At 57.4% G+C, this 25,940-nt stretch carries 26 protein-coding genes, 1 tRNA gene and 1 pseudogene; 8 read left to right on the top strand and 20 right to left on the bottom strand.

Annotated elements, in window-relative coordinates:
• Positions 1–7 precede the first annotated feature (7 nt).
• From KJB29_RS03975 to KJB29_RS03950, 6 genes are all read right to left on the bottom strand, one after another.
• Positions 8–1,438, bottom strand: a complete 1,431-nt coding sequence (locus KJB29_RS03975) for a DegQ family serine endoprotease (protein ID WP_215733487.1) — start codon at positions 1,436–1,438, stop codon at positions 8–10.
• A gap of 71 nt (positions 1,439–1,509) precedes the next feature.
• A complete protein-coding gene (locus tag KJB29_RS03970) occupies positions 1,510–1,881 on the bottom strand; it encodes a rhodanese-like domain-containing protein (protein WP_215733486.1) in 372 nt (123 codons plus the stop codon).
• A 26-nt stretch (positions 1,882–1,907) separates the two neighbouring features.
• On the bottom strand, positions 1,908–2,063 hold the full coding sequence (locus KJB29_RS03965) for a hypothetical protein (RefSeq protein ID WP_004513183.1): 156 nt from the start codon (positions 2,061–2,063) through the stop codon (positions 1,908–1,910).
• Between the two features lie 37 nt (positions 2,064–2,100).
• Positions 2,101–2,643: a hemerythrin domain-containing protein gene (locus tag KJB29_RS03960; RefSeq protein WP_215733485.1), complete on the bottom strand. Its 543-nt coding sequence runs from the start codon at positions 2,641–2,643 to the stop codon at positions 2,101–2,103.
• Positions 2,644–2,717: 74 nt separating this feature from the next.
• Complete coding sequence (locus tag KJB29_RS03955) at positions 2,718–3,008, bottom strand: antibiotic biosynthesis monooxygenase family protein (protein WP_215733484.1); 291 nt, start codon at positions 3,006–3,008, stop codon at positions 2,718–2,720.
• A gap of 197 nt (positions 3,009–3,205) precedes the next feature.
• Positions 3,206–3,667 carry a carboxymuconolactone decarboxylase family protein gene (locus KJB29_RS03950; RefSeq protein WP_215733483.1) on the bottom strand — a complete coding sequence of 154 codons (462 nt, stop codon included), beginning with the start codon at positions 3,665–3,667 and terminating at the stop codon, positions 3,206–3,208.
• 483 nt (positions 3,668–4,150) lie between these two features.
• Between KJB29_RS03950 and KJB29_RS03945 the strand changes: the two genes are divergently transcribed.
• On the top strand, positions 4,151–4,726 hold the full coding sequence (locus KJB29_RS03945) for a tyrosine-type recombinase/integrase (RefSeq protein ID WP_343213535.1): 576 nt from the start codon (positions 4,151–4,153) through the stop codon (positions 4,724–4,726).
• A 15-nt stretch (positions 4,727–4,741) separates the two neighbouring features.
• A pseudogene (locus KJB29_RS19665) lies at positions 4,742–4,948 on the top strand (tyrosine-type recombinase/integrase); the annotation flags it as partial.
• Positions 4,949–5,594: 646 nt separating this feature from the next.
• On the opposite strand, the gene KJB29_RS03940 reads toward KJB29_RS19665, so the two are convergent.
• Complete coding sequence (locus KJB29_RS03940) at positions 5,595–5,966, bottom strand: hypothetical protein (RefSeq protein WP_215733482.1); 372 nt, start codon at positions 5,964–5,966, stop codon at positions 5,595–5,597.
• Between the two features lie 58 nt (positions 5,967–6,024).
• Positions 6,025–6,687 carry a hypothetical protein gene (locus KJB29_RS03935; protein ID WP_215733481.1) on the bottom strand — a complete coding sequence of 221 codons (663 nt, stop codon included), beginning with the start codon at positions 6,685–6,687 and terminating at the stop codon, positions 6,025–6,027.
• Positions 6,688–6,872: 185 nt separating this feature from the next.
• On the opposite strand from KJB29_RS03935, the gene KJB29_RS03930 reads away from it, so the two are divergent.
• Complete coding sequence (locus KJB29_RS03930; RefSeq protein WP_215733480.1) at positions 6,873–7,097, top strand: helix-turn-helix domain-containing protein; 225 nt, start codon at positions 6,873–6,875, stop codon at positions 7,095–7,097.
• 1,583 nt (positions 7,098–8,680) lie between these two features.
• A complete protein-coding gene (locus KJB29_RS03925) occupies positions 8,681–9,529 on the top strand; it encodes an integrase domain-containing protein (RefSeq protein ID WP_215733479.1) in 849 nt (282 codons plus the stop codon).
• Here KJB29_RS03925 and KJB29_RS03920 read toward each other — a convergent pair.
• Complete coding sequence (locus KJB29_RS03920) at positions 9,506–9,772, bottom strand: hypothetical protein (RefSeq protein WP_215733478.1); 267 nt, start codon at positions 9,770–9,772, stop codon at positions 9,506–9,508. The genes KJB29_RS03925 and KJB29_RS03920 overlap by 24 nt on opposite strands.
• Positions 9,773–9,970: 198 nt before the next feature.
• Here KJB29_RS03920 and KJB29_RS03915 point away from each other — a divergent pair, with 198 nt between their 5' ends.
• A complete protein-coding gene (locus KJB29_RS03915; RefSeq protein ID WP_215733477.1) occupies positions 9,971–11,308 on the top strand; it encodes an Arm DNA-binding domain-containing protein in 1,338 nt (445 codons plus the stop codon).
• Here the strand turns inward: KJB29_RS03915 and KJB29_RS03910 are convergent.
• Positions 11,309–11,383: transfer RNA gene (locus KJB29_RS03910), tRNA-Gly, on the bottom strand.
• A gap of 320 nt (positions 11,384–11,703) precedes the next feature.
• Between KJB29_RS03910 and KJB29_RS03905 the strand changes: the two genes are divergently transcribed.
• Together KJB29_RS03905 and KJB29_RS03900 are read left to right on the top strand one after the other, a co-directional pair.
• Positions 11,704–12,450, top strand: a complete 747-nt coding sequence (locus tag KJB29_RS03905; RefSeq protein WP_215733476.1) for a TerC family protein — start codon at positions 11,704–11,706, stop codon at positions 12,448–12,450.
• A 67-nt stretch (positions 12,451–12,517) separates the two neighbouring features.
• Positions 12,518–12,976: a hypothetical protein gene (locus KJB29_RS03900; RefSeq protein ID WP_215733475.1), complete on the top strand. Its 459-nt coding sequence runs from the start codon at positions 12,518–12,520 to the stop codon at positions 12,974–12,976.
• On the opposite strand, the gene gluQRS is transcribed toward KJB29_RS03900, so the two are convergent.
• Complete coding sequence (gene gluQRS, locus KJB29_RS03895) at positions 12,967–13,911, bottom strand: tRNA glutamyl-Q(34) synthetase GluQRS (protein ID WP_215733474.1); 945 nt, start codon at positions 13,909–13,911, stop codon at positions 12,967–12,969. The genes KJB29_RS03900 and gluQRS overlap by 10 nt on opposite strands.
• 69 nt (positions 13,912–13,980) lie before the next feature.
• On the opposite strand from gluQRS, the gene KJB29_RS03890 reads away from it, so the two are divergent.
• Positions 13,981–15,258, top strand: a complete 1,278-nt coding sequence (locus KJB29_RS03890; RefSeq protein ID WP_215733473.1) for a glutaredoxin family protein — start codon at positions 13,981–13,983, stop codon at positions 15,256–15,258.
• Positions 15,259–15,286: 28 nt separating this feature from the next.
• On the opposite strand, the gene ppnP is transcribed toward KJB29_RS03890, so the two are convergent.
• From ppnP to KJB29_RS03845, 9 genes are all read right to left on the bottom strand, one after another.
• Entirely contained in the window at positions 15,287–15,601 is a 315-nt protein-coding gene (gene ppnP / locus KJB29_RS03885) for a pyrimidine/purine nucleoside phosphorylase (protein ID WP_215733472.1), read from the bottom strand.
• 37 nt (positions 15,602–15,638) lie between these two features.
• Positions 15,639–17,942: an ATP-dependent DNA helicase RecG gene (gene recG / locus KJB29_RS03880; protein WP_215733471.1), complete on the bottom strand. Its 2,304-nt coding sequence runs from the start codon at positions 17,940–17,942 to the stop codon at positions 15,639–15,641.
• 63 nt (positions 17,943–18,005) lie between these two features.
• The gene (locus tag KJB29_RS03875) at positions 18,006–18,206 is read right to left on the bottom strand and encodes a DUF1858 domain-containing protein (protein WP_004513327.1); all 201 of its coding nucleotides are present in this window, start codon (positions 18,204–18,206) and stop codon (positions 18,006–18,008) included.
• Positions 18,207–18,245: 39 nt separating this feature from the next.
• Entirely contained in the window at positions 18,246–18,725 is a 480-nt protein-coding gene (greA, locus tag KJB29_RS03870) for a transcription elongation factor GreA (protein WP_004513328.1), read from the bottom strand.
• 115 nt (positions 18,726–18,840) lie between these two features.
• The gene (gene carB / locus KJB29_RS03865) at positions 18,841–22,086 is read right to left on the bottom strand and encodes a carbamoyl-phosphate synthase large subunit (RefSeq protein ID WP_215733470.1); all 3,246 of its coding nucleotides are present in this window, start codon (positions 22,084–22,086) and stop codon (positions 18,841–18,843) included.
• A 40-nt stretch (positions 22,087–22,126) separates the two neighbouring features.
• The gene (locus KJB29_RS03860; protein WP_215733469.1) at positions 22,127–22,456 is read right to left on the bottom strand and encodes a DMT family protein; all 330 of its coding nucleotides are present in this window, start codon (positions 22,454–22,456) and stop codon (positions 22,127–22,129) included.
• 1 nt (position 22,457) lies between these two features.
• A complete protein-coding gene (locus KJB29_RS03855; RefSeq protein WP_215733711.1) occupies positions 22,458–23,360 on the bottom strand; it encodes a radical SAM protein in 903 nt (300 codons plus the stop codon).
• A 51-nt stretch (positions 23,361–23,411) separates the two neighbouring features.
• Positions 23,412–24,536, bottom strand: a complete 1,125-nt coding sequence (carA, locus tag KJB29_RS03850; RefSeq protein WP_215733468.1) for a glutamine-hydrolyzing carbamoyl-phosphate synthase small subunit — start codon at positions 24,534–24,536, stop codon at positions 23,412–23,414.
• Between the two features lie 70 nt (positions 24,537–24,606).
• On the bottom strand, positions 24,607–25,884 hold the full coding sequence (locus KJB29_RS03845; protein WP_215733467.1) for a dihydroorotase: 1,278 nt from the start codon (positions 25,882–25,884) through the stop codon (positions 24,607–24,609).
• Positions 25,885–25,940: the final 56 nt, after the last annotated feature.

The following is a 25,940-nucleotide window of genomic DNA, read 5'->3' as shown; positions in this document are numbered from 1 at the left end:
CGTACCCCTATGAAGCTTCCAGCGTCACATAGAAAGTCTGACTTCCCCGCTTGAGCAGCAGGAGGACCGGTTGCCCTTTTGCGGACTTCTCCAAGGCACTGCTCAAGTCCGCCAGGTTTCTGACCGGTTTGCGATTCACTTCCTTGATCACATCCCCCGCCCGGATACCCGCATCTTCGGCGATGCTCCCGGGCTCCACTCCGGCAACGACAACTCCCGCTTTCTCTTTGATCCCGAGTTGTTGCCGCACCTTGGGGGTAATGTCGATAAACGTCATTCCAAAGCTTTCCGTCGGCGCCTCGGTCTGGGCGGTAATTCTCTGCTCCGTGAGTTCCTCGACTCTCACCTTGCAATGCACCTCTTTCCCTTCCCTGAGCACCGTGACATCCACCTCTTTGCCGACCGGAGTTTCCGCTACGATTCGGGGCAGTTCCATGGAGTCCGTCACATTTTTCCCGTCAAAGGAAAGGACGATATCTCCCCGCCTGATTCCCCCTTTGGCGGCCGGCCCCCCTTCCATGACGTCGGAGACGAGGGCCCCCTTCGCCTCCTTGAGGCCAAAGGAGGCGGCCAGGTCGGGGGTTACGGTCTGGATCGTCACACCGAGCCATCCCCGCACCACTTTCCCCTTCTCCTGCAACTGCTTGAGCACCATTTTGGCCACGCCGCTCGGGATGGCGAAGCCGAGCCCCTGCCCGCCGGGGACGATGGCGGTATTGATCCCGATCACCTCCCCTTTGAGGTTGACCAGGGGGCCGCCGCTGTTGCCAGGGTTGATGGGGGCGTCGGTCTGGAGGAAATTGTCATAGGGCCCGGAACCGATCACCCTCCCGGTGGCGCTGATGATCCCCTGGGTCACGGTGTGTTCGAGACCGAACGGGTTCCCCACGGCAAGTACCCAATCACCTACTCTCATTTTGTCGGAGTCGCCGAGGGGTAGGACGGGGAGATTTCTAAAGGGGGAGGATATCTTGATCAGCGCAAGATCGGTTTTGGGATCCCTTCCGATAACCTTGGCCTTGAATTCTCTGCCGTCAGAGATCTTGACCTTTATCTCCTCGGCATTATCCACCACGTGGTTGTTGGTGACGATGTACCCGTCCTTGTCGGTGATGATCCCGGAACCGAGACTCTGCTGCTTCAGCTCGCGGTCGGGCATGTCACCGAAAAAATGCTTGAAGAAATCACCAAACGGCCCTTCTTCCTCGGGGCCGAAAAAGTGCCTGAAGGGATTGCCGGGTACTTTGACGGTTGATGTGGTGCTGATGTTCACCACGGCGGGTCTGATTTTTTCAGCGAGATCGGCGAATGATTGGGGGAACCCCACGAATTCGGTTTTACCCCTTCCATCGCATCCCCCCAGGAAAATCAGCGAAATCAGGAGAAAAGCTATCAGAAGAGATATTTTGCCAATAGATTTCAGCGTCCAATGCTTCATGGTGTTCCTCCCTGAACGAAAACCCATGGAGACAGGAGCAAGTTGGCCATCAGGCTCCAGGTGACAAGGACTCAGAGCATCATAATTTTTCTCACAGAGCTTCCCTCGCCAATCTCCTCAACCGGCAAGCCTTCCTGACAATAGGCCTTGAACCCGCCAATCAGGGAATGAGCGTCTTTCCAACCATGCTCCTGAAGCAGCCGGGCCACCCTGACGCTCGGTTCATCCCCGGGGCAGGTTGAATAAACAACGACGGTACGCTCCCGCGGAATTTCCTCCAGATGCGCCTCCACCTTGTCATCGTCGATTCGCAATGCGCCCCGTACCTTCATGACCGCCAGGTCCCAGTCCTGGTGGTGCCGGAGGTAAACAAAAAACAGCTGTTCTCCGGCGTTCATGAGCGCTTTTACTTCTGCCGCGGAAATTTCGAACCCGTACTTCATCAAACACCTCCTTCGCGGACCGCCCCTCAATCTTCTCCTTCGTCACCCGCCTGCTTGTCAATCTGTGGCGGCTTTCCCTTCCTGAAGTAGAAAAAAATGACAAAGAAGAGGATGAACAGGATGATCAGTATGTAAATCAAGGCCGCTGTTGTTCCAAACCATTCCCAGGTTTTTTCAGTCATGATCTTCCCCTTTCGCCTTAAGAATCCGCAGTCCCGCCTACCCAGCTTTCTCAGCCAGCTGTTCGAAGCGCTGATGGACATCAAGGCCTATCTTTCGTTCCACTGCCCCGAACTGCTCCACCAGCCCCTCCTGTTCACGATCGTCCAGGATCTTGTCGGTCATGGGAAACAGGAGGTAATTTTCCCTCCAGATATGACCAGGATAAAGCGCTACGACGCCACGCAGGGTCGTTACCAGAAAGTGCCCCATTCCCGAGGGATCCTTGAGATACGCCTCGACCGCCGCCCCCAAGTCGGTCGTCAGTTTGCCGGCAGTCTGGTGCTCGTGAGTCAGTACACCGATCGGGCACCCCGCTACCGGCACTCCTTTCTTTACCAGGAGGGGGAAGAGGTGATTTTCTTCCTTTTCGTGATGGCACTTCTCCACGAATACCTGCATGAAGTCCACGAAATTGACGAGTGTCTCTTTTTCCGCCACCTGTCCCTCGAACACCCGGTCAGCCAGCGCGGCCATGGCGCCGACCACCTGCTGGATCAGGTGGTGCTCTTCTTCGAGTATCTGTGTCGCTCTCTTTTCCATTGCCTGCCTCCGCATTCGGGCATGACTGTCTCAATCAAGCCGATCTTTCCAACTTCTCTGCTGCTTCGTTATGGCTATCCAGCGATCACCTCGTAGAAGGCGGGGACAGGTCTACCATCAAACAATGGCATGACTTGTTCGCCGTACATGTCGTGAACGGGGCTGTTGTGCATGGCTTGGAAGGCAGCCCGGGTTTCAAATTCAACGATGGCGGCATAGGTCTCGCCTTCCACCGACTTCAGGAGCCTCCTCCGAACAAAACCTTCGAATCCGGAGAACCCTTGGTTCGACAACGCAAACCACTGCTGGAATTCTGTCTCTTTGCCCGCCTTGATTGGCGGAAAGCTAACTATGACAACAAACATGGCAACCTCCACGTTCCAAGAGTTCTTTTACCTCGTCGATTGTCGCCCTGAATCCTTTCATTTTCCCCCCATGGCGAAAGTTCTTCGTCGTGAAATGCATTGTTATTTTTGAACATTATCACTGAAACCGGCAACCGCAACTCTTGCCGTAGCGCGCCAAGACAGGTCGAACATCCGCAACATGAAAACTCACAACTTCACCGTGAGAGGCCGCTGGCAGGATGGTACCCGCCAGGGACAGAACGAAAGGCGATCCCCAAGCGGTTCCAACCATTTATTGCGACGACGGCAAGCGTGAGGTTAACAAGCTCAACATCGGTGAACTGTTTCCGGGCTTCCTCATAAACCCCATCAGATACATGACCATTGGTGACTAACGTCAGAGCTTCGGTCCAGGCCAATGCGGCCTGTTCCCGCTCAGTGTAAAACGGTGATTCCCGCCAGGCATCCAGTTCGTAAAGCCGCTGCTCGGTTTCACCTCGCGCCCGGGCATCCTTCGAATGCATGTCGATGCAATAGGCACAACCATTGATCTGCGATGCCCGCATCTTTATCAGGTCGAGCAGTGGGCTTTCCAGATCGCTTTTTTCGACCTGATGTTCTAGACACATCATCGCTCTGTACACGTCAGGCACCACTTTGACATATTCGATTCGCATCCGCTGCCTCCTTGCATGAAGTCTCCCTTGTCAATCCGTGGGGCTTTTATACTTACCTCCTCCAGGTAAAAGTTTAGGCGCCGAACACGTTCGGCGCCCCTTGGACACGTAACAAACCTGTATTCCATTGTATGTTGCACCAAGGGTACTATGCTTCCCCAGGAATGCAACTCAGGCGGACGATTGATGCGTTGAATCGGCTAGATGGCGACCATCGGCCGGGATGTCCCGGCCTTGGGAACTTGCCGTCTTGTCCGAATATGCCCGGATTCAGGCGTTGACGTTGGGCGCTGAAACTGGCATCCACCTGGGGATAAAGCATCGATCCCGCCCGGGTGTTGATCGGCATCCAATTTTGACCCTTTTCGGCGTCGAAGGGTGACCCACCAGCATTTGATAACTACTTGATATCAGGCTACCAAGGAAGATTGACCCACTGCCTATGTAGGGTCATTTTTCAAAGCCGATTAACACTATTTGGCGGTGAAGTGCAACGTTGCGGCCTCGACCCAGAATCAGGCGTTTAATTCGTTGCTATTTCTCTACCGCCACGCGCTCAAGGTCGACTTCGGTATCCACAAAGATGTCCCACGGGCCAAGAAGTCCCTATATGTACCGGTGGTCCTCTCCCGAGATGAGATCAATGCCATTCTGGGCCATCTGTCCCATCCGTTCAGCCTAGTGGTGAATCTATTATTCGGTTGTGGCCTGAGGCTCTTCGAATGCCTGCAGTTGCGGGTGCGGGATTTCAATATCGACGCCGGCATCCTGACGGTGCACGGCAAGGGGAAGAAGGACAGAACTGTGCCGCTACCGGCAGCGATTCTTTCGGAGTTGAAGGCCCAGAGGGAGTTTGTGGGGAAGCTTCATGGGAAGGATCTGGCTACGGGCTATTTGGGAGTGTTTCTCGATGACGCTGTGGAGAAGAAGTACCCCCAGGCACCGAAGGAGTTGATCCATCAGTGGTTCTTTCCACAGCAGTCATTGAGTCTGGTGACTGAGACGGGTGAACTCAGACGCTACCATCTCCATGAGTCCCTGTTCCAGGGAGCTCTGTAAACGGCAGTCCGCAAGGCAAGGATACCCAAGAGGGTTACAGCCCACACGTTCCGCCATTCCTACGCGACCCACCTGCTGCAGTCCAATTATGATATCCGCACCATCCAGAAAAAGCTTGGGCATGCCAGCCTCAAGACAACAATGATTTACACCCACTGCGTGCCGGTGAGGACTGTGAAGGAGGCGATGAGCCCTCTGGATCTGCGAGGCGGAGGGCCTTAAATATCTCTTTCTCTCTGCCCGCAACGAGGCCGGTATTTTGGGGAGGCAATGTCAATTTTGGAGTTGAAAGGTATTTACTCCTGTAATATTGGCCTGTATTTACTCCAGCAACTAAACATAACAACTCTGCCGTAAGGACGCTGCTTACCGAACCCCGTTTGAGCGGAGCAAGCGCCGCCTCTACTACCGTCTCCGCCTAGGCCCGTAGTAATAACATCCATACTCACGGTCGAGTGCATTCGGACTCATCCCAAGGAAAATCAGGGCAGCGCGCAGGAGCCACATGGCAGACTGTAACAAAATAAACCCGCCAAGCATTAACCCTATCGATCCCCACATAATTTTGACACTTCCCCAGCTGCCGGTAACAGAGTACGTAAAGCCGGTAGGAATGCCGACTATCAACAAGACAACAGCAATTTTCGCAAGCACTTCAAACGAAATTTTCACTTGAGTATCCTCCTGTTTTGAAAATCCTGTTTATTCACAACGGAAAGCAGGGGTCCGCTGCCTTCTAGGGTTTTCTTAATGGTGACTCGCCTGTTGACCGGCGTCGGTATTGACCCACCTGCGATTTGTGATCGGTCCAAGAGTGGTCAAAGTGAATGCCGACGCAGGGTTAAATCGCCTCACACACCGTTACCTGTTATTGTTTGGTTTGCGACAGGCTGATGCACTGCGCGGTTACCTGTTGCGCTATTTCGTGCGGATTTTGCTCAAGAGCCGAACAGTTCCCCTGATTGGCACTGGCTATACCCGACTGAATGAATTGAGCAATTCCGTTTTCGCCAATAAGACGCCGAGTGTCTTGCTTGAACGCGGCAACATAGGCTTTTGCATTGCCAACCGGGTCAGGGTGGCCAGCGGGAAAGCACTTGAACCCCATGGCATTCACAAAAATATCCGCTCCATCGGAGCATATCTGCCGGTTCTGCTCTTCGGTAAACTCGCTAGAAGCGTGAACCGAAGTTGCAAGTGTCACCATAACGGCAAAAACTGTAACTATCTGTTTTTTCATGATTAACACCTCTGGTTATCCTTGGTACATATAAAAGGGTGGCATAGCCAGCCTTTCATCATTCCTTCACAGTTTTAACGAACCGGCCGACCAGGCTCTTCATCATCGCCTGCCGTTCACCCGGATCCGCCATGTTGCCACTCCGGGTAAACTGTTCTCGGTCGTGGTAGACAATCTTGCCGTCAGGGGTGATGACGGTAAGAAAAGCAATCGTAGTTGGCGTACACCCAACCACCGGAATAATGGCGCCAGTGAGAGCGGTGAGCCCAATACTCCCCCCCGCCATGGCGGTACCAACCCATCTGTTGCCACAAAGAGAAGAACTCCCTGTCAGCAAGATAAGAGCATCAATATCTTGCCCACTAAAGACCGATTGCACATCACCAATAGTAGAGGAATCGGTGAGTTGCTTTACACCGCGCCAGTTCTCGGGTACGGCCTTATATTGCGCAGGGACACTACCCAAATTGTCCTCTGGTAGAACCTTCGCCACAAGCCCATTTGTAGTGCCAGCCTGCTGGAGATCATGGACCATAACAGCCTTGGCCCCCTTCACGTCTTGGATATTGATAGTGTAATCCGACACCGTGACGCCGTACCGCTTCACCTGGGCGAGGTCTTGTGCGGCGTCCTTACGGACAAACGTCGGTCCGCCACAGCCAGTCATAATCATGGGAAATAATGCCATTGCAACCACAGACGGCTTATTAATCTTATACATTCCCACTATTCCTCCCCTAGATCGCCATAACGGCTCTTTATCGAGGCCCATTCGCCTCGTCAAACCTCGACTAAAGACACCTCACTGAATGTCAAGACTAATTAAAATATACATTATTTGTTGACTATAGTCAACAGAATATTTGTATTTGTTCTGCTATGTTACCCACGATTCAGGGGGTAACATTGGGGATCGAAGATGCATTTGGCCAAGTAGTACGACGGATGCGAAAGGAAAGGCATCTTTCCCAGGAAACCCTCGCCTTTAACAGCCACCTTGATCGGTCCTTTATCTCGCTGCTGGAGTGTGGTCGTAAACAACCGACCCTCATCACTATTTTTCAGATCGCCCGAGCCCTGAACGTATCCCCTTCCGAGATCATCAAGGCGGTAGAAGAACTTGAAGGCTAATATTGCAACCCACCTGCAATCTACTGTAAAAGAGCCAAAATAATCCTTGACAACCCCAATCCACCTCGCTAACGTAAGCTCATAATTCTCTCCGATCCTCAAATTTGAGGACAAATTCTCCGCACCGCCCCGGAGTCTTCATCCCGTCTGGCAAACGGCTTAACGAAGCGGACAAACCCGTCTACATCAAGGGAATCTGTCTGCTGGGAACCAAGGTTTTTTCCAAAACCGATCACCTATCCTAATAGTACGTTTACGGGAGAATTGTGCCCAGACGTCGACCACCGCTAACCCATACCGCCACAGGCGAGATGGGTTTTTTCATGCCTTTTATTCAGCAAGCCAGCACTAGATGATATGAGCCGCCGTAACCAAGGCAGGGTACGTAGTCGCTGGGGAGAGCCCAGGCACAAGCCCACCTTGGTATAGCCCATCCCTCATCTGCCCCTCTGGCCGTCCACCTCCTTGTCAGGGAATTTCCCCCACGAGAGAGCAAAGATCTCCCCAATCAGCCCGCACCGCTGGAGATTTGAGCCTCTGTACCAACAATCACCAGGTCGAAAGATGGAATGAGTCGCTGGCAGGCATGGCACGCAGTCACGGAAAGGTCCGTGCGCCACCGTCACGCACTGCCGCCCATACACCATCTTTCCGAAGCGACCACTACCCTCGCTCCCTCTTGCCCCCCCGCAAAGGGATACCATGAGCGGAGCAGCCCGACTGGCCTCTGAACTAAACTGTCCCTTACCTAGGGAAACGGCCAGTCATTAACCACCGTTCAAGCGCGTCTCTTGCCTCCATAGCAAGAGACGCGCTTCTAAGTTCGCGATTTATCGCGCATTGATTGGGTTATAGCATGCGATCCTAGTGCGACAGGAAATGCTATCACCCACCAGACCCTCCCCCACCATCCCACCACTCTGTCCCACCGCGACCGGGTTGCCCTGGCACCCGGTACGGCCACCATCTTTGCGCTCGAAAGAGCGCCGCGATCCTGCGGGGTCGCGTACCGAGATGGCTCCGACGCGATATCCAGCCTGCGGGCTGGCGTGTCGTTCGGACGCAGCAACAGATTGCTGCGCGGCCCTTACACTCACCATTAATCCAGTCGCTCGCGGCGGCCACAAGGGAGGAGAGGCACACAATTATCGATAATTAGCAGCGGCGCCCACAAAGGACCACACTCGACTGATTGGGGCGCCATTGGACGTATATCACCCACGATGGCAGTGAGGATCGGATTCCCGGGAGCTCTGCATCAAGGCTACCCGCAATCTGATAACCATACTGCCCGACGAGACGAGCAAAAACTTTGCAGCGGCTCAGGTCTGAGAGACGGTCACTCTCGTCCCCTCGGACCCTCTATATCCATTGCCCCGGTCGGCCACCGGAAGAAAACCCCCTGGAGCGCCCAGTACTCCCCTCGCGGGAGCAGGCACTCCAGGGGGTTTTTTTTATTCTATTCCGGCAAGTTAAAAACTTCCTCCGTTGTTTTGTCATACCCCCAGCGCATTCATCTTATGACACTCAAGAATGCCGTCGCGTTCAGACGGGAAAAAATTACGGATTAAAGGGAGGAGATTATGGAAGGCAAGCCCCTCGAAAGGCAGGCCCTGGAAAAGGTGGGGAAAAACTGGAGCAAGAGCTCCCTCACAAGGCAAAAACTGCATTCCAATATCAGGGAATTTGCGGGATTTTGCGCTAAAAACTATGGTCTCGATCGGATAGAGAACATCAAACCTAAGATGATCGAAGCCTACCTGAAGGACCTGGAGGCACGGGGATTGAAGCCCTCCACCATGGCGGATAAGCTGACAGCGATCCGAGTTGTGGCTGACGCCATTGGCAAGAAGAACATCGTCGACCGCGAAAACAAGTCCTATGGAATCCTTAGGGTGCGAGTTAACCCCCAGCCGGTCGATCACACCAAACTGGCTGAGATCAGGGCAGAGATCGAGCGGCGGGCCGCCTCCGGGAATCAGGTAGCCATGATGGTGAGAGCGGCAGATTCGCTGAGGGAAGCGTTTGGGCTTCGGGCGAAGGAGTCGCTGATGTCACAAAACGTTGTAGAACGCGACGGTAAACGGTTTCTGGTCGTGGAAGGCACCAAGGGAGGGCGGCCAAGGGAGTTGGAGGTGAATACCGCCAACAAACTGCAGGCAGTCAATCTGATCAAGGAAACCTCGCGAGCACTGGGGTCCGGAACGGGAAGAATCATTCCCGTCGATATGTCGTTGCAACAGGCCTATGACGCCCAGCGAAATCTCTGGCGGGCTCTAGGAGGAACCCGTAGCGCCGCAGCCAACATGCATGGGGAGCGCCACATCTACGCCCGACAGCTTGCTACCGATGGAGCCACCAAAGGTGAAATCATGGCGCAGCTCGGGCATGGCCGGGACAGGTCGCCCTCAGCATACTTGGGAAAGCAATAGAGCCGCCCGGCCAATGGCGCGTGGAACTCGGTCGCGCTGGAACAGTAAACTCAGGATTGCATCATGCATCATCAACCCCTCGAGATAATTGATTTGGCAACCTTCGCCGAGCGGATGCAGGTAGCTGAAACAACGATCCATAAATGGATCAGAATCGGCAGACTCAAACCTGGCCGGCATTTCATCCAGATCGACCGGGTCATTCGTTTTTCCTGGGGACCGGAACTCATTAATCGGCTCCATGAGGACTGCCTGGAATCGCAACAGGCGGACAAGAACGATCCAGCCCAAGAGGAAAATAATAAGCGGCACCCTGTCCGGAACGGACAGGGTGCAATAAACTTAACATACTAACTTTTTTGACTTTTTACCACTCTTGTGGCATCCTCTTACCGGCACTGAAGCCGGATAGAAAGGAGGATGCCTATGGAGAGAAGCTAAATGAAGAGACCGACGAAGACGATGAATCTGGAAACCCTGGACGTGAAGCCGTTATTCGGCTCCATTGTCAAAATGAAGCGCTCCACGTTTCTGTACGTGGACATCTATTACCACGAACGGCGAGTCCGGATGTCGTCCGGCCTTGATGACACGAGGGAAAACCGGGAAAAGTTAACGAAGTTCCTGAACAAGGTGGGCGAAAAGATCGAACAGCGCACCTTCTGCTTTGCGGAAGCTTTTCCGGGTGCCGACAACGAGCTGAAACGCTTTTTTGCGGGAAAAGAGCAGCGGCAGATTCTCCCTGAACCGGAGCATGTAATCTTTGGCCAATATACCAAACGGTGGCTGAAGGATGTCCTGCCCCGGTTCTCGGCGGGAAAGCGGGACGATTACCAGAAGGACATCGAGTACCGACTCCTCCCCTTCTTCAGCAAGCTCCCCTTTGCCCGGATTACCGGGGTGAAGCTGCGGGAATTCGTGGACGGACTTGTGTGGAAGGATGGGAAGAACAAGGGGCAGCCCCTGTCGCCCCACAGAAAGCGCAATATCCTCATTCCGCTGAAGGCCATCTGGGAGGATGCCTGCGACGAGTATCAGTGGGAGTTAAGGGACCCGTTCCGGGCGGCGAAAAAGCGGATTCGCGAGGATGCGGGGCAAAAGGAGAAGAAAGAGCGGGAAATTTTCCTGTTCGACGAATGGCAGCGGTTCCTTGACAACATGGACAGCTTCTACCACCCCGTGACGGAGATCATGCTGATGACCGGCATGATCGCCTCGGAAATCCTGGGGCTTAGGAAAACAGATATCTCGGTCAAGTATATCCATGTTCGCAGTTCCGTGGTGAAGGGGAAGGAAAAGGGGACGCTCAAGACCCAGTACCGCAAACGGGACATCCCCATTACCGCCGCCATCAGGCAACGGCTCATGGCGGCCATGTCGGCCTCGAAGAGCGAGTATGTCTTTACCATGCAGGACGGCAGCCTCTTCGATTTCGGTTCCTACCGCAAGGTCGTCTGGAATCGGGCGCTAACAGCCTCCAGGATCACCAACAAAGTCCCCTACTCTGCCCGACACTCCCTGGCGGAATGGTCGCTCCTCATCGGGGTAAACCCGGTGCGGCTGGTGGAACTCATGGGCCACGGCAACAAGAAGATGATTTTTGAGGTCTATGGGCGCTACCGGGAGGGGTTGGTGGAGGAGAAGCAGCAGATCCTGGATTATCTCGGGGAGGACTTCCTGAATCCTGAAAAAGCTTCGGCCCTTGCAACTCACAGTGAGACTTTCAGTGAGACACAAGGGCCGGATGGGGCTAACCGCTTGAAAGCAGTCGGTTTTTAATGGAGCGGGAAACGGGATTCGAACCCGCGACTTCAACCTTGGCAAGGTTGCACTCTACCACTGAGTTATTCCCGCGCAACAAGTTCCCGTTATATAGCAAACGGTCCCCGGGAGAGTCAACTCTTTTTTTTCGCAAAAATGAAAACCAGTGGGATGCTCTCCGAGATTCAGACGGTACTTCGCGCAGTTACGGCGGAAGTGATCTCATTGACAATGAGGCCGTTGTGGAAAGTGGATGGTGCTGGCGACGAGGGCGATCATTAACTCTAGTGAGACAAACAGCTGATCGGTAAAGATAACGACCTCTCGGCGCTCCGGGAGATTGCGGTTGACAGTGCCAACCCCTCTCGGTATATGTGTGCTCCTTCACATTACGCTATCAAGGAGTTCTTCAGATGGAATGGCTTACCGACCCCCAGGCGTGGATTGCCCTTGCAACCCTTACTGCACTCGAGATCGTCCTCGGCATCGACAATATAATTTTTATCTCCATCCTGGCGGGGAAACTCCCCCGTGAGCAGCAGGAAAAAGCCCGCGTCACCGGTCTTGCCCTTGCCATGTTCACCCGCGTGGGGCTCCTCTTCTCCCTCACCTGGCTCATGGGGCTCACGGCACCACTCTTCTCCGTGGTGGGCCGAGAGATTTCGGGCCGCGATCTGATCCTCATCGCCGGCGGCCTGTTTCTTCTGGCCAAGAGCACCATGGAAATTCACGAAAAACTGGAAGGCGACGAAGGCCACTCCTCGACCAGGGCCGCGGCGTCCTTCGCCGGGACCATCGTCCAGATCCTCCTCCTGGACATTGTCTTCTCCCTCGACTCCATCATCACCGCCATCGGCATGGCCAACAAGTTGGCGGTCATGGTACTGGCGGTCATCATCTCAGTGGGCTTCATGATGTTCTTCTCGGGAAACATCAGTGCCTTCGTGCATAAGCATCCCACCATAAAAATGCTGGCACTCTCCTTCCTGATCCTTATCGGTGTTGCCCTCATCGGAGACGGACTCGAAATGCACATTCCCAAGGGATATATTTATTTCGCCATGGCATTCTCCGTGGGGGTCGAGATGCTCAACATGCGGATGCGCGCCAAAGGCAAGCCTGTGAAGCTCCATGAGCCGTACCTGGAGGAGGAACGGTAGGCTCGTTCACTTTTGATCCGCTCTCTGGTAGACTGTGTTGTAATTACTCTGTTACCGGTGGGACACCATGAAAAAAACCTTTATCTGGATGGTGTTTCCCCTGATGGGAGCGATCCTCTTCTGGGGGATTGATGCACTTGTTATGGCGCACCATGGCACATGGTCCACGGCGGCCTGGATCACCGTCAAGAGTATTGCCCTCCCCGTGGCCTGCGGCAGCGCCTTCTGGCAGATGGTGAAGCTTTTCTCCTGCCAGGACCTCCTCATGGGCGCCGCCATGGCCATGGCAACGGGGATCTGGGTGTCCGGCCCCCTCTATTACATCTACTTTCATCTCTCCTTTGGAACGCGTCCCATGTCCACCGCGGAGATGCTCTTCCACGTCGCTCTTTTCCCCATCGCAACCCTTATGGTTTCCCTCTTCAACGGCTCCATCGGCGGACTACTGATCACCTCTGCGCTACTCGGCATTCTCGGCACCGGTTGGTTGGGGATTCCTGGTCAGTGCGAGGGTAATCAGGACTGAACCGAGAGGGGGGCGGACGCCGTGGGAACAAGGGTGATATCAAAGTTGGCCGCCCCCCAGGCAAGAACCTCCGTTCCGTTGGATCCTGCGAGGGATTCAGGAGGACGCTGCCCCAGGAAGCGTAACGCGGCCAGGATAAGCCTCCCCCCTTCGACGGCCAGGTCAAGGCCGGTGGCAAGGGACACGGCATTGTCCCGCTTGGAGAGCTTCCCCCCGCCGGCGGCGGTAACCAGGGGAAGATGGGCGTAGACCGGTGTTTCGTAATCGAGGAGACTCTGGAGCAGGATCTGCCGCGGAGTTGATGACAGAAGGTCTGCCCCCCGCACCACCTGGTTCACACCCTGGTCGGCGTCGTCCACGACCACGGCCAGTTGGTAGGCGAAAAGCCCGTCGGCCCGCTTCACCACGAAATCTCCGCAAATTTGTGACAGGTCATACCGCTTCTCCCCCATGACGAGATCCCGTATCACGATGGGTTCGCTCCCCACCTTCACGCGGTAGGAGCGCGGCTCTTTCCCCGGCTGCAGGCCGTTGCGGCAGATATTGGGATAGGCCACCTCCCCTTCGCCGTCGTGGGGGGCCGAGGCGGCTCGGGCGATCTCGGCCCGGGAGCAGCCGCAGGGATAGGCCTCGCCGGTCGCCAGAAGGCGCTCGAGGGCGGCACTATAGGCATCAGACCGGCGGCTCTGCCACATGACCTCGCCGTCCCAGGCAAAACCGAGGGCTTCGAGGGTGCGGAACATGTCATCCGCCATCCCAGGCACGACCCGAGGGGTATCCAGATCCTCCATCCGGAGGAGCCAAAGCCCCCCCGCCCGCTTCGCCATGGCATAACTACCCACGGCGGCCACCAGGGAACCCAGGTGAAGGGGACCAGTGGGAGACGGGGCGAAGCGTCCCACAACGCTGCGGTTATCAGGTATCTGTTCAGACATCATACGAATACGGACCAACCCTTGATGAGAATCCCTTCAGGTGCGATAAACTTGAGGCAGGAGGCTGCCATGGGGAGAGGAGTGGTTCGACTTTTCATACTGGCCGGTGTTCTGATCGTGCTGTTGATGACCCTGACCGCCACCGGTGCGGCCGGTTCTATCGGCCCCAAAGGCGAGGTAACGCTCTACTTTTTCTGGGGTGAAGGTTGTCCCCATTGTGCCAAGGCAAGACCATTTCTCGATGGCCTCCGGCGGATACATCCCGATCTGCAGGTTTGCGACTATGAAGTCCTATCCAATCGCAAGAACGTCGATATTCTCATGGACATGGCCAAGAAGCGGGGATTTGAGGCAACCGGTGTCCCTGTCTTCATCATCGGCAATCACGTCATTGCTGGCTTCTCCGAAGAAAAAGCGCGGGACATCGAACAAAAGGTCTCAGTAGAGTTGGCGGGCCGGGAGGCTACGGCGCCACCTGCAACAAACTCGCCGCCGGCAGGGGAAACCATCACCATCCCCGGTATCTGCACCGTGAACCCTGCCGCCATGTCGCTGCCGGTCTTCACCGTCGTCATCGCGGCCCTTGACAGCTTCAACCCCTGCGCCTTCTTCGTGCTGCTTTTTCTCCTGAGCCTCATGATCCACGCCCATTCCCGCAACCGCATGGTGCTTGTGGGAGGAACCTTCGTCTTGTTCTCGGGGCTCGTGTACTTCCTCTTCATGGCAGCCTGGCTCAACCTCTTCCTGCTGACCGGCACCCTGGCCGCTGTCACAACGGCAGCGGGAATCATCGCCCTCATGGTGGCTGTCATCAACATCAAGGACTTTTTTTTCTTCGAAAAGGGGATATCCCTTGTCATCCCTGAGGAGAAAAAGCCAAAACTCTTCGAGCGGATGCGTCATCTCGTCCACACCGGAACGCTCCCTTCAATGCTGGCGGGGACGGTGGTTCTGGCTGTGGCGGCCAACAGTTACGAACTTCTCTGCACCGCCGGATTCCCCATGGTCTACACCCGGCTTCTGACCCTGCGCGCCCTCCCCTCCTCCGAATACTACCTCTACCTGGCCTTTTACAACCTGATTTATGTGATTCCCCTTGCCGTCATCGTCGCCATCTTTACCGCGACACTCGGCAGTCGCAAACTGACGGAGTGGCAGGGGCGGGTCCTGAAGCTCCTCTCCGGCATTATGATGCTCATGCTCGGCCTAGTCATCCTGCTGAAGCCGACCCTCTTGAATAATGCCCTGGCTTCGCTGGTCCTCATGACGGTGGCCCTCAGCGTCACGGCCATCATCGCAGTGGTTGCACACCGGATGAGTCGACAGACCGAAAAACCCCGTCCTTAGGGGACGGGGCTAACAGCACGGACAACACCTAACCGAGGAAAGAGCAACAGTAATCGGTGAGGGAGATGACCTTCATAGTGAAGGAGGAATTGGCCGGCACCTCGAAGGATTCCCCGCCTCCGATCCGGCCCCACAGATCGCTGCCGGGAAGCTTGAGATCCAGTTCGCCGGTGAGGATCTCCATGATCTCCGGGGCGCCGGTATTGAAGGTATACTCCCCCGGTTGCATGATGCCGAGAGTCTTCTTGGTGCCGTCGGGGAAGATGACGGTGCGGCTCACGACGCCGCCATTGAAGAATACGTTTGCCTCCCGGACTACGGTTACGTTGGTGAATTCAGACATATTTCCTCCATTCTGAAATTGGTGCAGCACTGTTTTTTTATGCGATTCCCGCCAGTTCAAGCCGGCCTCCCCAACGCCGGGCCAGCTCCGTCCGGAGCTTTTCGTGCCGGGGCAACCGCAGCTCCGAATCCAAATCCACCACAGCGAAGGCCTCCTGTCGGGCCTCTTCCAGGATACGACCGTCCCGCAGGATGTTGGCGACGCGAAAATCGGGAATTCCCGCCTGGCGGGTGCCGAGGAAATCGCCGGGGCCCCGGATCTCCAGATCGGCCTCGGCAATCCTGAAACCGTCGGTGGTGGACTCCATGACCCGGAGCCGCTTCTCGGCGTCCTCGGAAAGGCGCTCGCCGGCCATGAGGATGCAGCGGGATTTCTCGCTCCCCCGCCCCACCCTTCCCCGCAGCTGGTGGAGTTGCGACAGGCCGAACCGCTCGGCATGCTCGATGACCATCACCGTGGCATTGGGGACGTCGATCCCCACCTCGATGACTGTGGTGGCCACCAGGATATCGATCTCCCGCGCCTTGAAGGAGCGCATCACCGCCTCCTTCTCCTCGGGCTTCATCCGGCCATGAAGGATGCCGAGCCTCAACTCCGGGAAGATGTCGTTGGCCAGGTGCTCGGCCATCTGGGTGGCGGCCTTGAGATCCGACTTCTCCGACTCCTCTACCAGGGGGTAGATGACGTACGCCTGACGCCCCTTGGTCACCTCGTCGCGGATGATGCCGTAGACCTGCTTCCGGCGCGACTCGAAACAGATCCGCGTCTCGATGGGGGTCCGCCCCGGCGGCAATTCATCGATGACCGACAGTGAAAGGTCGCCGAAGACGGTCATGGCAAGGGTTCGGGGGATGGGGGTGGCGGTCATGACAAGGATGTCGGGGTTCTCACCTTTTTTCCTCAGAAGCCCCCGCTGCAGGACACCGAAACGGTGCTGCTCGTCCACGATGCCGAGGCCAAGCCGAAGGAACTCCACCTTGTCCTGGATCACCGCATGGGTGCCGATGACGATCTGTGCCTCCCCACCGGCGACCCGTTCCAGGGCATCCTTCTTCGCCTTCCCCTTCAACGACGAGGTAACGAGCGTCACCGAAATGCCCAGTTCGTCGCACCAGCGGTGGATATTCAGATAATGCTGCTCGGCCAGGATCTCGGTGGGCGCCATGATCGCCACCTGGTAGCCGTTCTCCACCGCCACCAGGGCCGCCATGAGCGCCACGAGGGTCTTGCCGCTTCCCACGTCCCCCTGTACCAGGCGGTGCATGGGGTGCGGAGCCATCATATCCTCCTTGATCTCGGCCAGGACCCGCCGCTGGGCCCCGGTCAGCGAGAAGGGGAGGAGTTTCAGGAGCGGCTTCGTGTAAGTGTGGCTGACAGTGAAGGCGATTCCCGATTCGAGGGTTACGCCACGTTTTTTCATGGCCAGCCCCAGCTCAAGGAAAAAGAACTCGTCGAAAACCAGGGTGCGATTGGCGGGATCCTTTCCTTCCTCAAGCCCCCGGGGATCGGCATCGCCGTCGGGAAAGTGGACTCGTCGGAGCGCGTCAGAGAGGGGCAGGAGTCCCTGGCGCCCCGTCACTTCCAGCGGCAAGGCGCTCTCCACGCAGGACGCATACTGGTCCACTACCCCTTTCATTACCTTCCGCAGAGTCTTCTGGTGGAGTCCCTCGGTGAGGGGGTAGACCGGCACCACGCGGCCGAAACTGACCGGATCCCGGGCCATGACAGATGCCACCGTTTCTCCCTCGGCCAGCCATTCGGCGTCCGGATGATGCACCTCGCGCTGGAGTCCAAACTGAGAGACCAGTCCGGTAAATATGCCCCGCCTCCCCTCCTTCCAGGTCTTCTTGAGAAAGGCGGGATTAAAATTGAACCATTTGAAGGAGATGGTGCCGCTTGCATCCCGCACCACCACTTCGAAGAAGCGACGCCCCCCCTTGGTGCTCACCACGTCAGCGGTAATCACCTCGCCGAAAAAGACACTCGTCACTCCGGGGCAAAGCCTTGCAATGGGCACCACTTGGCGGCGGTCCTCGTAACGGTTGGGAAGAAGATAGAGGGCATCCTCCACCGTGGCAATCCCCTTCTTGCCAAGGGTCTCCGCCAGCTTCGGACCGACCCCTTTTATGAACTGAATGGGAGTTTCCAGGTTCTTGCGGTTGATGGACTCATGGAGTCGGCTCTGGACCGCACCAGGAGAAGGAGAGGCATGACGGGACAGGAGGATGCCGCCCGCTGTCTTCTCCAGTAAGACCGGATCGCCCGGCTTGATTCCCAGATCCTTCAGGAGGTCGTCGGGTATGGCTAGCTGACCGTTCTCGGCAAGAGTAACAACCGGCATGGCTCCTCGCTGCGGATAGACGAAGGGCGAAGAGGTTTCCCCCTTCGCCCTTGCGGCATAGGTTTACTGGCCGATAGCGTTCAGGTCTTTCAGAACCTCGTTGACATCGAGACCATGGGCGCTGCACCCCTGCTCGAGGGACTCGTTCTGGGCACCCATGCAGCCGATGCAGCCAAGATTGTACTTGCGAAGCACCTTGGCCACTTCGGGATTGGCCTGGAGGGCCTGGGCAAAGGTCATATCCTTGGTGAATTGCTGGCTCATTGCATTTCCTTTCCTTGTTGAACGGTTAGTGACGAAAAATCAGATGTATTTGATGTCGATGATCTCGTATTCCTTGACAGACCCCGACGGCACCTTGATTTTGACGCTGTCGTCGAGCTTGTGGCCGATGAGGGCCTTGCCGACCGGCGAGGTGCACGAGATCTTCCCCAGCTTGATGTCAGCCTCCTCTTCGCCGACGATCTTGTAGGTTACCTCTTCCTCGCTGGTGGTGTCGTAGAGGGTGACGGTGGCGCCGAAAACCACCTTGTCGGGCTTCAGGCCGGAAAGATCAACCACGTGGGCACGGGCAAGCTTTCCCTGGAGTTCCTGAATGCGTCCCTCGATGAACGCCTGGCGGTTCTTGGCGGCGTCGTACTCGGCGTTCTCCGAAAGGTCGCCGTGGCTGCGGGCCTCGGCAATATCCTGGATCACGCGGGGCCGCTCCTCGCGGATTAGACGCTTGAGCTCTTCCTGAAGGGAATCGTAACTCTCTTTTGTCATGGGTACTGAATAGGACATCGTACTCACTGCTCCTCTATGAAAATCGCGGGGCAGCCGTTTGGCCGCCCCGTTGGTACATTCCGTCAGATTGAATTCCGGAGAGTAACCTCCTTCGGCAACTTCTCCGCCTGGCTCAGGCCAGGTATTCCTGCAACGGTTTCACGTCCAGCGAGCCGTTGATCATGGCGACGATCCCCTCCGCAGCCGCATTTGCTCCGGCAACGGTGGTGAAATAAGCCACGTTGTGCATGAGAGACTCGCGCCGGATGGAGAAGGAATCGGCTACCGACTGGGCCCCTTGGGTGGTGTTGAGCACCATGCAGATCTGGCCGCTCTTGATGGCGTCCACGATGTGAGGCCGTCCTTCGAGCACCTTGTTGATCACCTCCACCTCCAACCCCTTCTCCTTAAGGTAGGCGGCGGTACCCCGCGTAGCAACCAATCTAAAACCGGCATTATAGAGTTTTTTGGCTGAGTCGACAATATGTTTCTTGTCGGCATCGTGGAGGCTGATGAAAACCTTCCCCGACCGGGGAAGCTTCACGTTGGCGCCGAGCTGCGCCTTGGCGAATGCGGTGGCGAAATCGGAACCGATCCCCATGACCTCACCGGTGGACTTCATCTCCGGTCCGAGGATAGTGTCAACACCGGGGAACTTCACGAAGGGGAAAACCGCTTCCTTGACCGACATGTGCTTCGGCACGATGTCGCCGGCAACGTCCAGCTCCTTCAGGGTCTTGCCGGCCATGATCCGGGCCGCGATCTTGGCCAGGGGGCGCCCCGTGGCTTTGGAGACGAAAGGTGCTGTCCGGGAGGCCCGGGGGTTCACCTCAAGGATGTAGATGGTCCCGTCCTTAATGGCATACTGAACGTTCATGAGCCCCTTGACGTTCAGCTCCAGTGCCATGACGGTGGTCTGGCGCCTGATCTCCTCCACCAGTTCCGGCGAAATTGAATGGGGCGGCAGACAGCAGGCTGAGTCGCCCGAGTGGATGCCGGCCTCCTCTATGTGCTCCATGATCCCGCCGATGACCACCTCGGTTCCGTCGCAGAGGGCATCCACGTCGATCTCGATGGCCTTATCCAGGAATTTGTCGATGAGGATCGGGTGCTCCGGCGACGCCTGGACGGCGGTGGTCATGTAACGGCGCAGGTTATCCACGTCGTAGACGATCTCCATGGCCCGGCCGCCGAGAACGTAGGAGGGGCGCACCACCACGGGGTAGCCGATCCGGTTGGCCACCTCTTCCGCTTCTTCGAAGGAACGGGCGGTGCCGTTCTCCGGCTGCAGGAGGTTCAGCTTGTGGAGCATCTCCTGGAACCGCTCCCGGTCCTCGGCCCGGTCGATAGCGTCGGGAGAGGTGCCGATAATGGGAACCCCGGCCTTCTCCAGGGCAACAGACAGCTTAAGTGGTGTCTGGCCGCCGAACTGGACGATGACCCCATGGGGCTTCTCCAGATCGACGATGGAGAGGACGTCCTCGTAGGTGAGGGGCTCGAAGTAGAGACGGTCGGAGGTGTCATAGTCGGTGGATACCGTCTCCGGGTTGCAGTTAACCATGATGGTCTCGTAGCCGTCTTCCCCAAGGGCGAAAACCCCGTGGACGCAGCAGTAGTCGAACTCAATCCCCTGGCCGATACGGTTGGGACCGCCGCCAAGAATCATGATCTTCTTCCGGTCGGTCACCTCGGCCTCGCACTCCTCCTCGTAGGTGGAGTAGAGGTACGGGGTATAGGCCACGAACTCGGCGGCGCAGGTATCGACCCGCTTGAACACTGGCTTCACGCCGAGAGAGAGGCGCAGTTGACGGATCTCCTCGTCGTTCTTCCCCCAGAAACGGCCGAGCATCTTGTCGGAAAAGCCGTATTGCTTGGCCTCACGGACGATGGCAGCCAGGTTTTCCCTGGCTTCCGCCGCCACATCGACCGTCCGCAGATCCTCTTCTTTCTCGATGATCTGCTTGATATTGTGGAGGAACCAGGGATCTATGGCGGTGAGCTGGAAGATCTCGTCGATGCTCATGCCGCAGCGGAAAGCATCCCCCAGGTACCAGAGCCGCTCCCAGTTGGGAACCCGCAGCTTGTCATTGACAAGCTGCTGTTCCTTGGCGGTCAGGGCCCGGCGGGTATCGCCGTTGGTAAAGAGCCGCGACTCGAACCCGGCCGAGCCGATTTCCAGGGAACGGAGCGCCTTCTGGAACGACTCCTTGAAGGTGCGGCCGATGGCCATGACCTCCCCCACCGATTTCATCTGGGTGGTGAGCGTCGCGTCGGCGGCCGGGAACTTCTCAAAGGTAAAACGGGGGATCTTGGTCACCACGTAGTCGATGGTCGGCTCGAAGCATGCCGGGGTCTCGCGGGTGATATCGTTGCGGATCTCGTCCAGAGTGTAACCAACGGCCAGCTTCGCCGCGATCTTGGCGATGGGGAAGCCGGTGGCCTTGGAGGCCAGGGCAGAGGAACGGGAGACCCGCGGGTTCATCTCGATGACCACAAGGCGGCCGTTGCGGGGGTTGATGCCGAACTGGATATTGGAGCCGCCGGTATCCACGCCGATCTCACGGATGATCTTCAGGGCCGCGTCGCGGAGGATCTGGTACTCCTTGTCGGTGAGGGTCTGGGCCGGAGCCACGGTGATGGAGTCGCCGGTGTGGACCCCCATGGGATCTAAGTTCTCGATGGAGCAGATGATCACCACGTTGTCAGCGGTGTCCCTCATCACCTCCAGCTCGTACTCCTTCCAGCCGATGACCGATTCTTCCACGAGAATCTCGTCGGTGGGGGAGGCGTCGATGCCCCCCATGGCCATCTTCTCGTACTCTTCCATGTTGTAGGCAATGCCGCCGCCGGTTCCCCCCAGGGTGAAGGAGGGGCGGATGATGGCCGGAAAGCCGACCGTCTTGATCACCTCCATGGCCTCGGTGTAGTTGTGGGCCAGGCCAGAACGGGGAACCGAAAGGCCGATCTTTTCCATGGCCTCCTTGAAGAGGGTCCGGTCCTCGGCCTTCTTGATGGCCGGAAGCTTGGCCCCGATCAACTCAACCCCAAACTTCTCCAGGGTCCCGTTCTCGGCCACGGCCACAGCGGTGTTCAGGGCAGTCTGGCCGCCGAGCGTGGGGAGAACCGCGTCGGGGCGCTCCTTCTCGATGATCTTGGCCAGTACGTCAGGAGTAACCGGTTCCACGTAGGTTCGGTCGGCAAAATCGGGGTCGGTCATGATGGTGGCCGGGTTGCTGTTCAGCAGCACCACCTCGAAACCTTCTTCCTTCAACGCCTTGCACGCCTGGGTGCCGGAGTAGTCGAACTCGCACGCTTGGCCGATGACGATGGGGCCAGCGCCGATGATGAGGATCTTTTTGATGTCGGTACGTTTGGGCATTGCAACTCCTTGCTGATTGTATCGTCGTTAACGAATGGATCTATCCGCGAAATATGAAAAAGACGGCTCCGGCCAGACAACATCCGGCCCAGAGATAGTCGAGCTTCAAGGGCTGTCCCATGTAGTAGACGGCAAAGGGGACAAAGACCGCCAGGGTGATGACCTCCTGCATGATTTTGAGCTGCCCCAGACTGAAGGTGCCGTACCCCATCCGGTTGGCCGGCACTTGGATCAGATACTCGAAGAAGGCAATTCCCCAGCTGACCGCCACGGCGATGTACCAGGGGGCGGCCCTCAGGTTCTTCAGGTGCGCATACCAGGCAAAGGTCATGAAGATATTGGAAAGCGCCAGCAAAACAATCGTTCGCATGTCAATCCTGCACCCAGCCGTTCTCCAGACCGGCTTCCTCCAGGGCCTCCACCGCTTCGTCGTACTCCTCGTCAGTGACCTTGCGGTGGATACCCGGCGTCTCGGCAGCCCGGTGGGCCGGGAAAAACTGGTTCATCAAGGCGATGTGGGTCTCGCTACCCAAGTTCGCGGCGATCCAGCGCAGGGTCTCGCCGCTGCTGGCCGCCCCCTCCGGCAGCACCAGGTGACGGATGATGAGACCGCGTACCGCGACCCCCACGTCGTCCAGCTTCAGCTGTCCCACCTGGCGGAGCATCTCGGTAACCGCCTGCCGGTTCACCTCCCGGTATCCGGGGGCCGAGGAGAACCGGACCGCCGGCTCTTCCGCCACGTATTTCATGTCCGGCAGGTAGATGTCCACGACCCCGTCCAAGAGTTGGAGGGCATCTATCTTCTCGTAGCCGCTGGAGTTCCAGACGATGGGGAGCCGGAACCCGCAGGGGATCGCCAGCCAGAGGGCTGCCAGAATCTGCGGCAGGAAATGGGTCGGAGTGACGAAGTTGATGTTGTGCACCCCGCGTTTCTGAAGCCCGAGCATCCGCTCCGCCAATAGTCGTGTCGTCAGATCCGTCCCGTTCCCCTGTTGGCTGATGGGGAAGTTCTGGCAGAACCGGCAGTGGAGGCTGCACCAGGAGAGAAAGATCGTCCCCGACCCCTGTGAGCCCGAAATGGGGGGCTCTTCGCCATGGTGAACGTTGGCCGAGGCGATCCGAGGCCGCCACCCTGCCCGGCAGACGCCGATCTCACCGGTCAGCCGGTTCACCCGGCAGTCGTGGGGACAGAGGTCGCAGGAGCGGAGCCGAGCGTAAGCCTCCCTGACCCGCTTCAGCAATTCGCCTGATTGATAAAGATCTATGTACCGCATGGTTTTGTAGGGGCGTGATTGATCACGCTCAGGGCGCAATGAATTGCGCCCCTACGATGTATGCTTCTCCATCAGTTCCACGAACCGCCCGAACAGATAGTGGGAGTCATGGGGACCGGGCGATGCCTCCGGGTGGTGCTGGACCGAGAAGATGGGGAGATCCTTGTGCTTCATCCCCTCCACGGTCTGGTCGTTCAGGTTCTCGTGGGCCAACTCGCAGGCATGTCCCAGTGACACAATGTCCACTGAGAAGCCATGGTTCTGGGCGGTTATTTCAACCTTCCGGGTATCCATATCCATGACCGGCAGGTTGGAGCCGTGGTTGCCGAACTTGAGTTTCATAGTCTTGCCGCCGAGGGCAAGCCCCAGGAGCTGGTGGCCGAGGCAGATGCCGAAGATGGGCTTCTTGCCCACGAATTTCCTGATGTTCTCGATGACGGTGGTCATGGGCTCCGGATCGCCGGGACCGTTGCTGAGGAAGATACCGTCAGGGTTCATGGCCAGGGCCTCCTCCGCCGGGAAGGTGGCGGGGACAACAGTCACGTCGCAGCCGGCCGAGACGAGGCAGCGGAGGATGTTGTACTTGATGCCGAAATCGTAGGCCACCACCTTGTACTTCAAGTCTTCCTGTTTTGCAGCGTTATACCCTGCCTCCAGGTCCCAGAGCTTTTCGGTCCAATGGTAGGGCTTATCGCAGGTGACGCCGGAGGCGAGGTCGAGACCGGCCATGCTCGGCACGGCCCGTGCTTTCTTTACGAGGCTCTCGTGGTCGAAATCGACGGTAGAGATGATCCCGTTCTGGGCCCCCTTGTCCCGCAGATGTCTGGTGAGTGCCCGGGTGTCGAGCCCCTGGATCCCCACCACGCCGTTCTCCTTCAGATAGGCGTCAAGGCTCATGGTGGCCCGCCAGTTGGAGTAGCAGTCGTGGTACTCTTTGACGATGAAACCCGAGAGGTAGAGCTGCTTGCTCTCGATATCCTCCGGATTAATGCCGGTGTTGCCCATCTGGGTGTAGGTCATAGTGACCATCTGCCCCCGATAGGAGGGATCGGTCAAAACCTCCTGGTAGCCGGTCATGGCGGTATTGAAGACCACCTCGCCAGTCGCCTCGCCGGTGGCTCCGAACGATTTCCCTTCAAAAACGCGCCCGTCGGCGAGCGCTAGGACTGCTTTCATGAACTTACTCCTGTCGTTCGGTTATCGATAGAGGCGCTGCTTGCCGCGCCCCGTGCTTCAGAACAAAGGTTCAACCCCTTCGGTAAACAACCTTGCCGCCGACTATGGTGAACGCCGCGGCCCCCTTCACCTCCCACCCGAGGAAGGGAGAGTTCTTGGATTTGCTGGCGAGCTTGTCGGCATCCACCGTCCACGTAGCCTTCGGATCAATGACGGTGATGTCGGCAACAGAAGCAGGCTTCAGGGTTCCTCGGTCAATCCCGAGGATTTTTGCTGGGTTGCATGTCATTTTTTCCACCAGTGCCGGAAGGGTTAAAACCCCCTCTTCCACCAGCCTGAGCGACAGCGGCAGAGAGGTCTCCAGCCCGACGATGCCGTTCAGGGCTTCGTTGAACTCCACGTCCTTTTCGTCGATATGGTGGGGAGCATGGTCGGTGGCGATGGCATCGATGGTTCCGTCCTTCAATGCCTCCTTTACCGCTGTCACGTCATCGGCCGTGCGAAGCGGCGGGTTCATCTTGGCATTGGTGTCGTAACCCCGCACCGCATCATCGGTAAGGCTGAAATAATGTGGCGCGGTTTCACAGGTGACCTTCACGCCCCGGGCCTTGGCATTGCGGATGATGCGGAGGGACCCCTTGGTGGAAACATGGGCGATGTGGAGCGGAGAATCGGTGAACTCGGCCAGGTAGACGTCGCGGGCGGTTGCCGCGTCTTCGGCGGCCCACGGAATCCCCTTGAGGCCCAACTCAGTGGAGACGAACCCCTCGTTCATGACCCCTGCCCCCACCAGTGACAGGTCCTCGGCATGGGAGATGACCATGATCCCCATTCCCTTGGCATACTCCAGTGCCCGGCGCATGAGCTCCGAGTTCGTCACCGGATGCCCGTCATCGGAAACGGCCACGCAACCCGATTCCTTCAGCTCGCCCATCTCGGAGAGAAGCTCGCCTTTGGACCCCTGGGTGATGGAGCCCACCGGGAAGACGTTGACTGATCCTTCTGCCTTGGCCTTGGCGATAATGTAGCTGGTCACCGCCTTGTTGTCGTTTACCGGCTTGGTGTTGGGCATGCAGGCCACCGAAGTGAACCCGCCGGCCGCTGCCGCCTTTGTGCCGCTGACGATGTCTTCCTTGTACTCGTGGCCCGGGTCCCGAAGGTGAACGTGCATGTCGATGAGTCCCGGCGTTACTATGAGGCCGGAAGCGTCGATGGTTTCGGTTCCGGAGGGTGCCTTCACCCCTTTGCCCAGCTCTTTGACGGCCCCGTTCTCGACGAGTATATCGAGCACTTCATCAATTCCCTGCGACGGGTCGATTACCCGCCCTCCCTGTATCAACAAATTCATGGATCACCTCGCGTCCTGGTGTAGGGACGATCCTTGTGATCGCCCAAAACGGGCGA

This window comes from Geobacter grbiciae, assembly GCF_018531165.1.
Taxonomy (GTDB): domain Bacteria; phylum Desulfobacterota; class Desulfuromonadia; order Geobacterales; family Geobacteraceae; genus Geobacter; species Geobacter metallireducens.
Note: the sequence above shows the minus strand (reverse complement) of the source record. Positions and strands in the feature narration are given on the sequence as shown.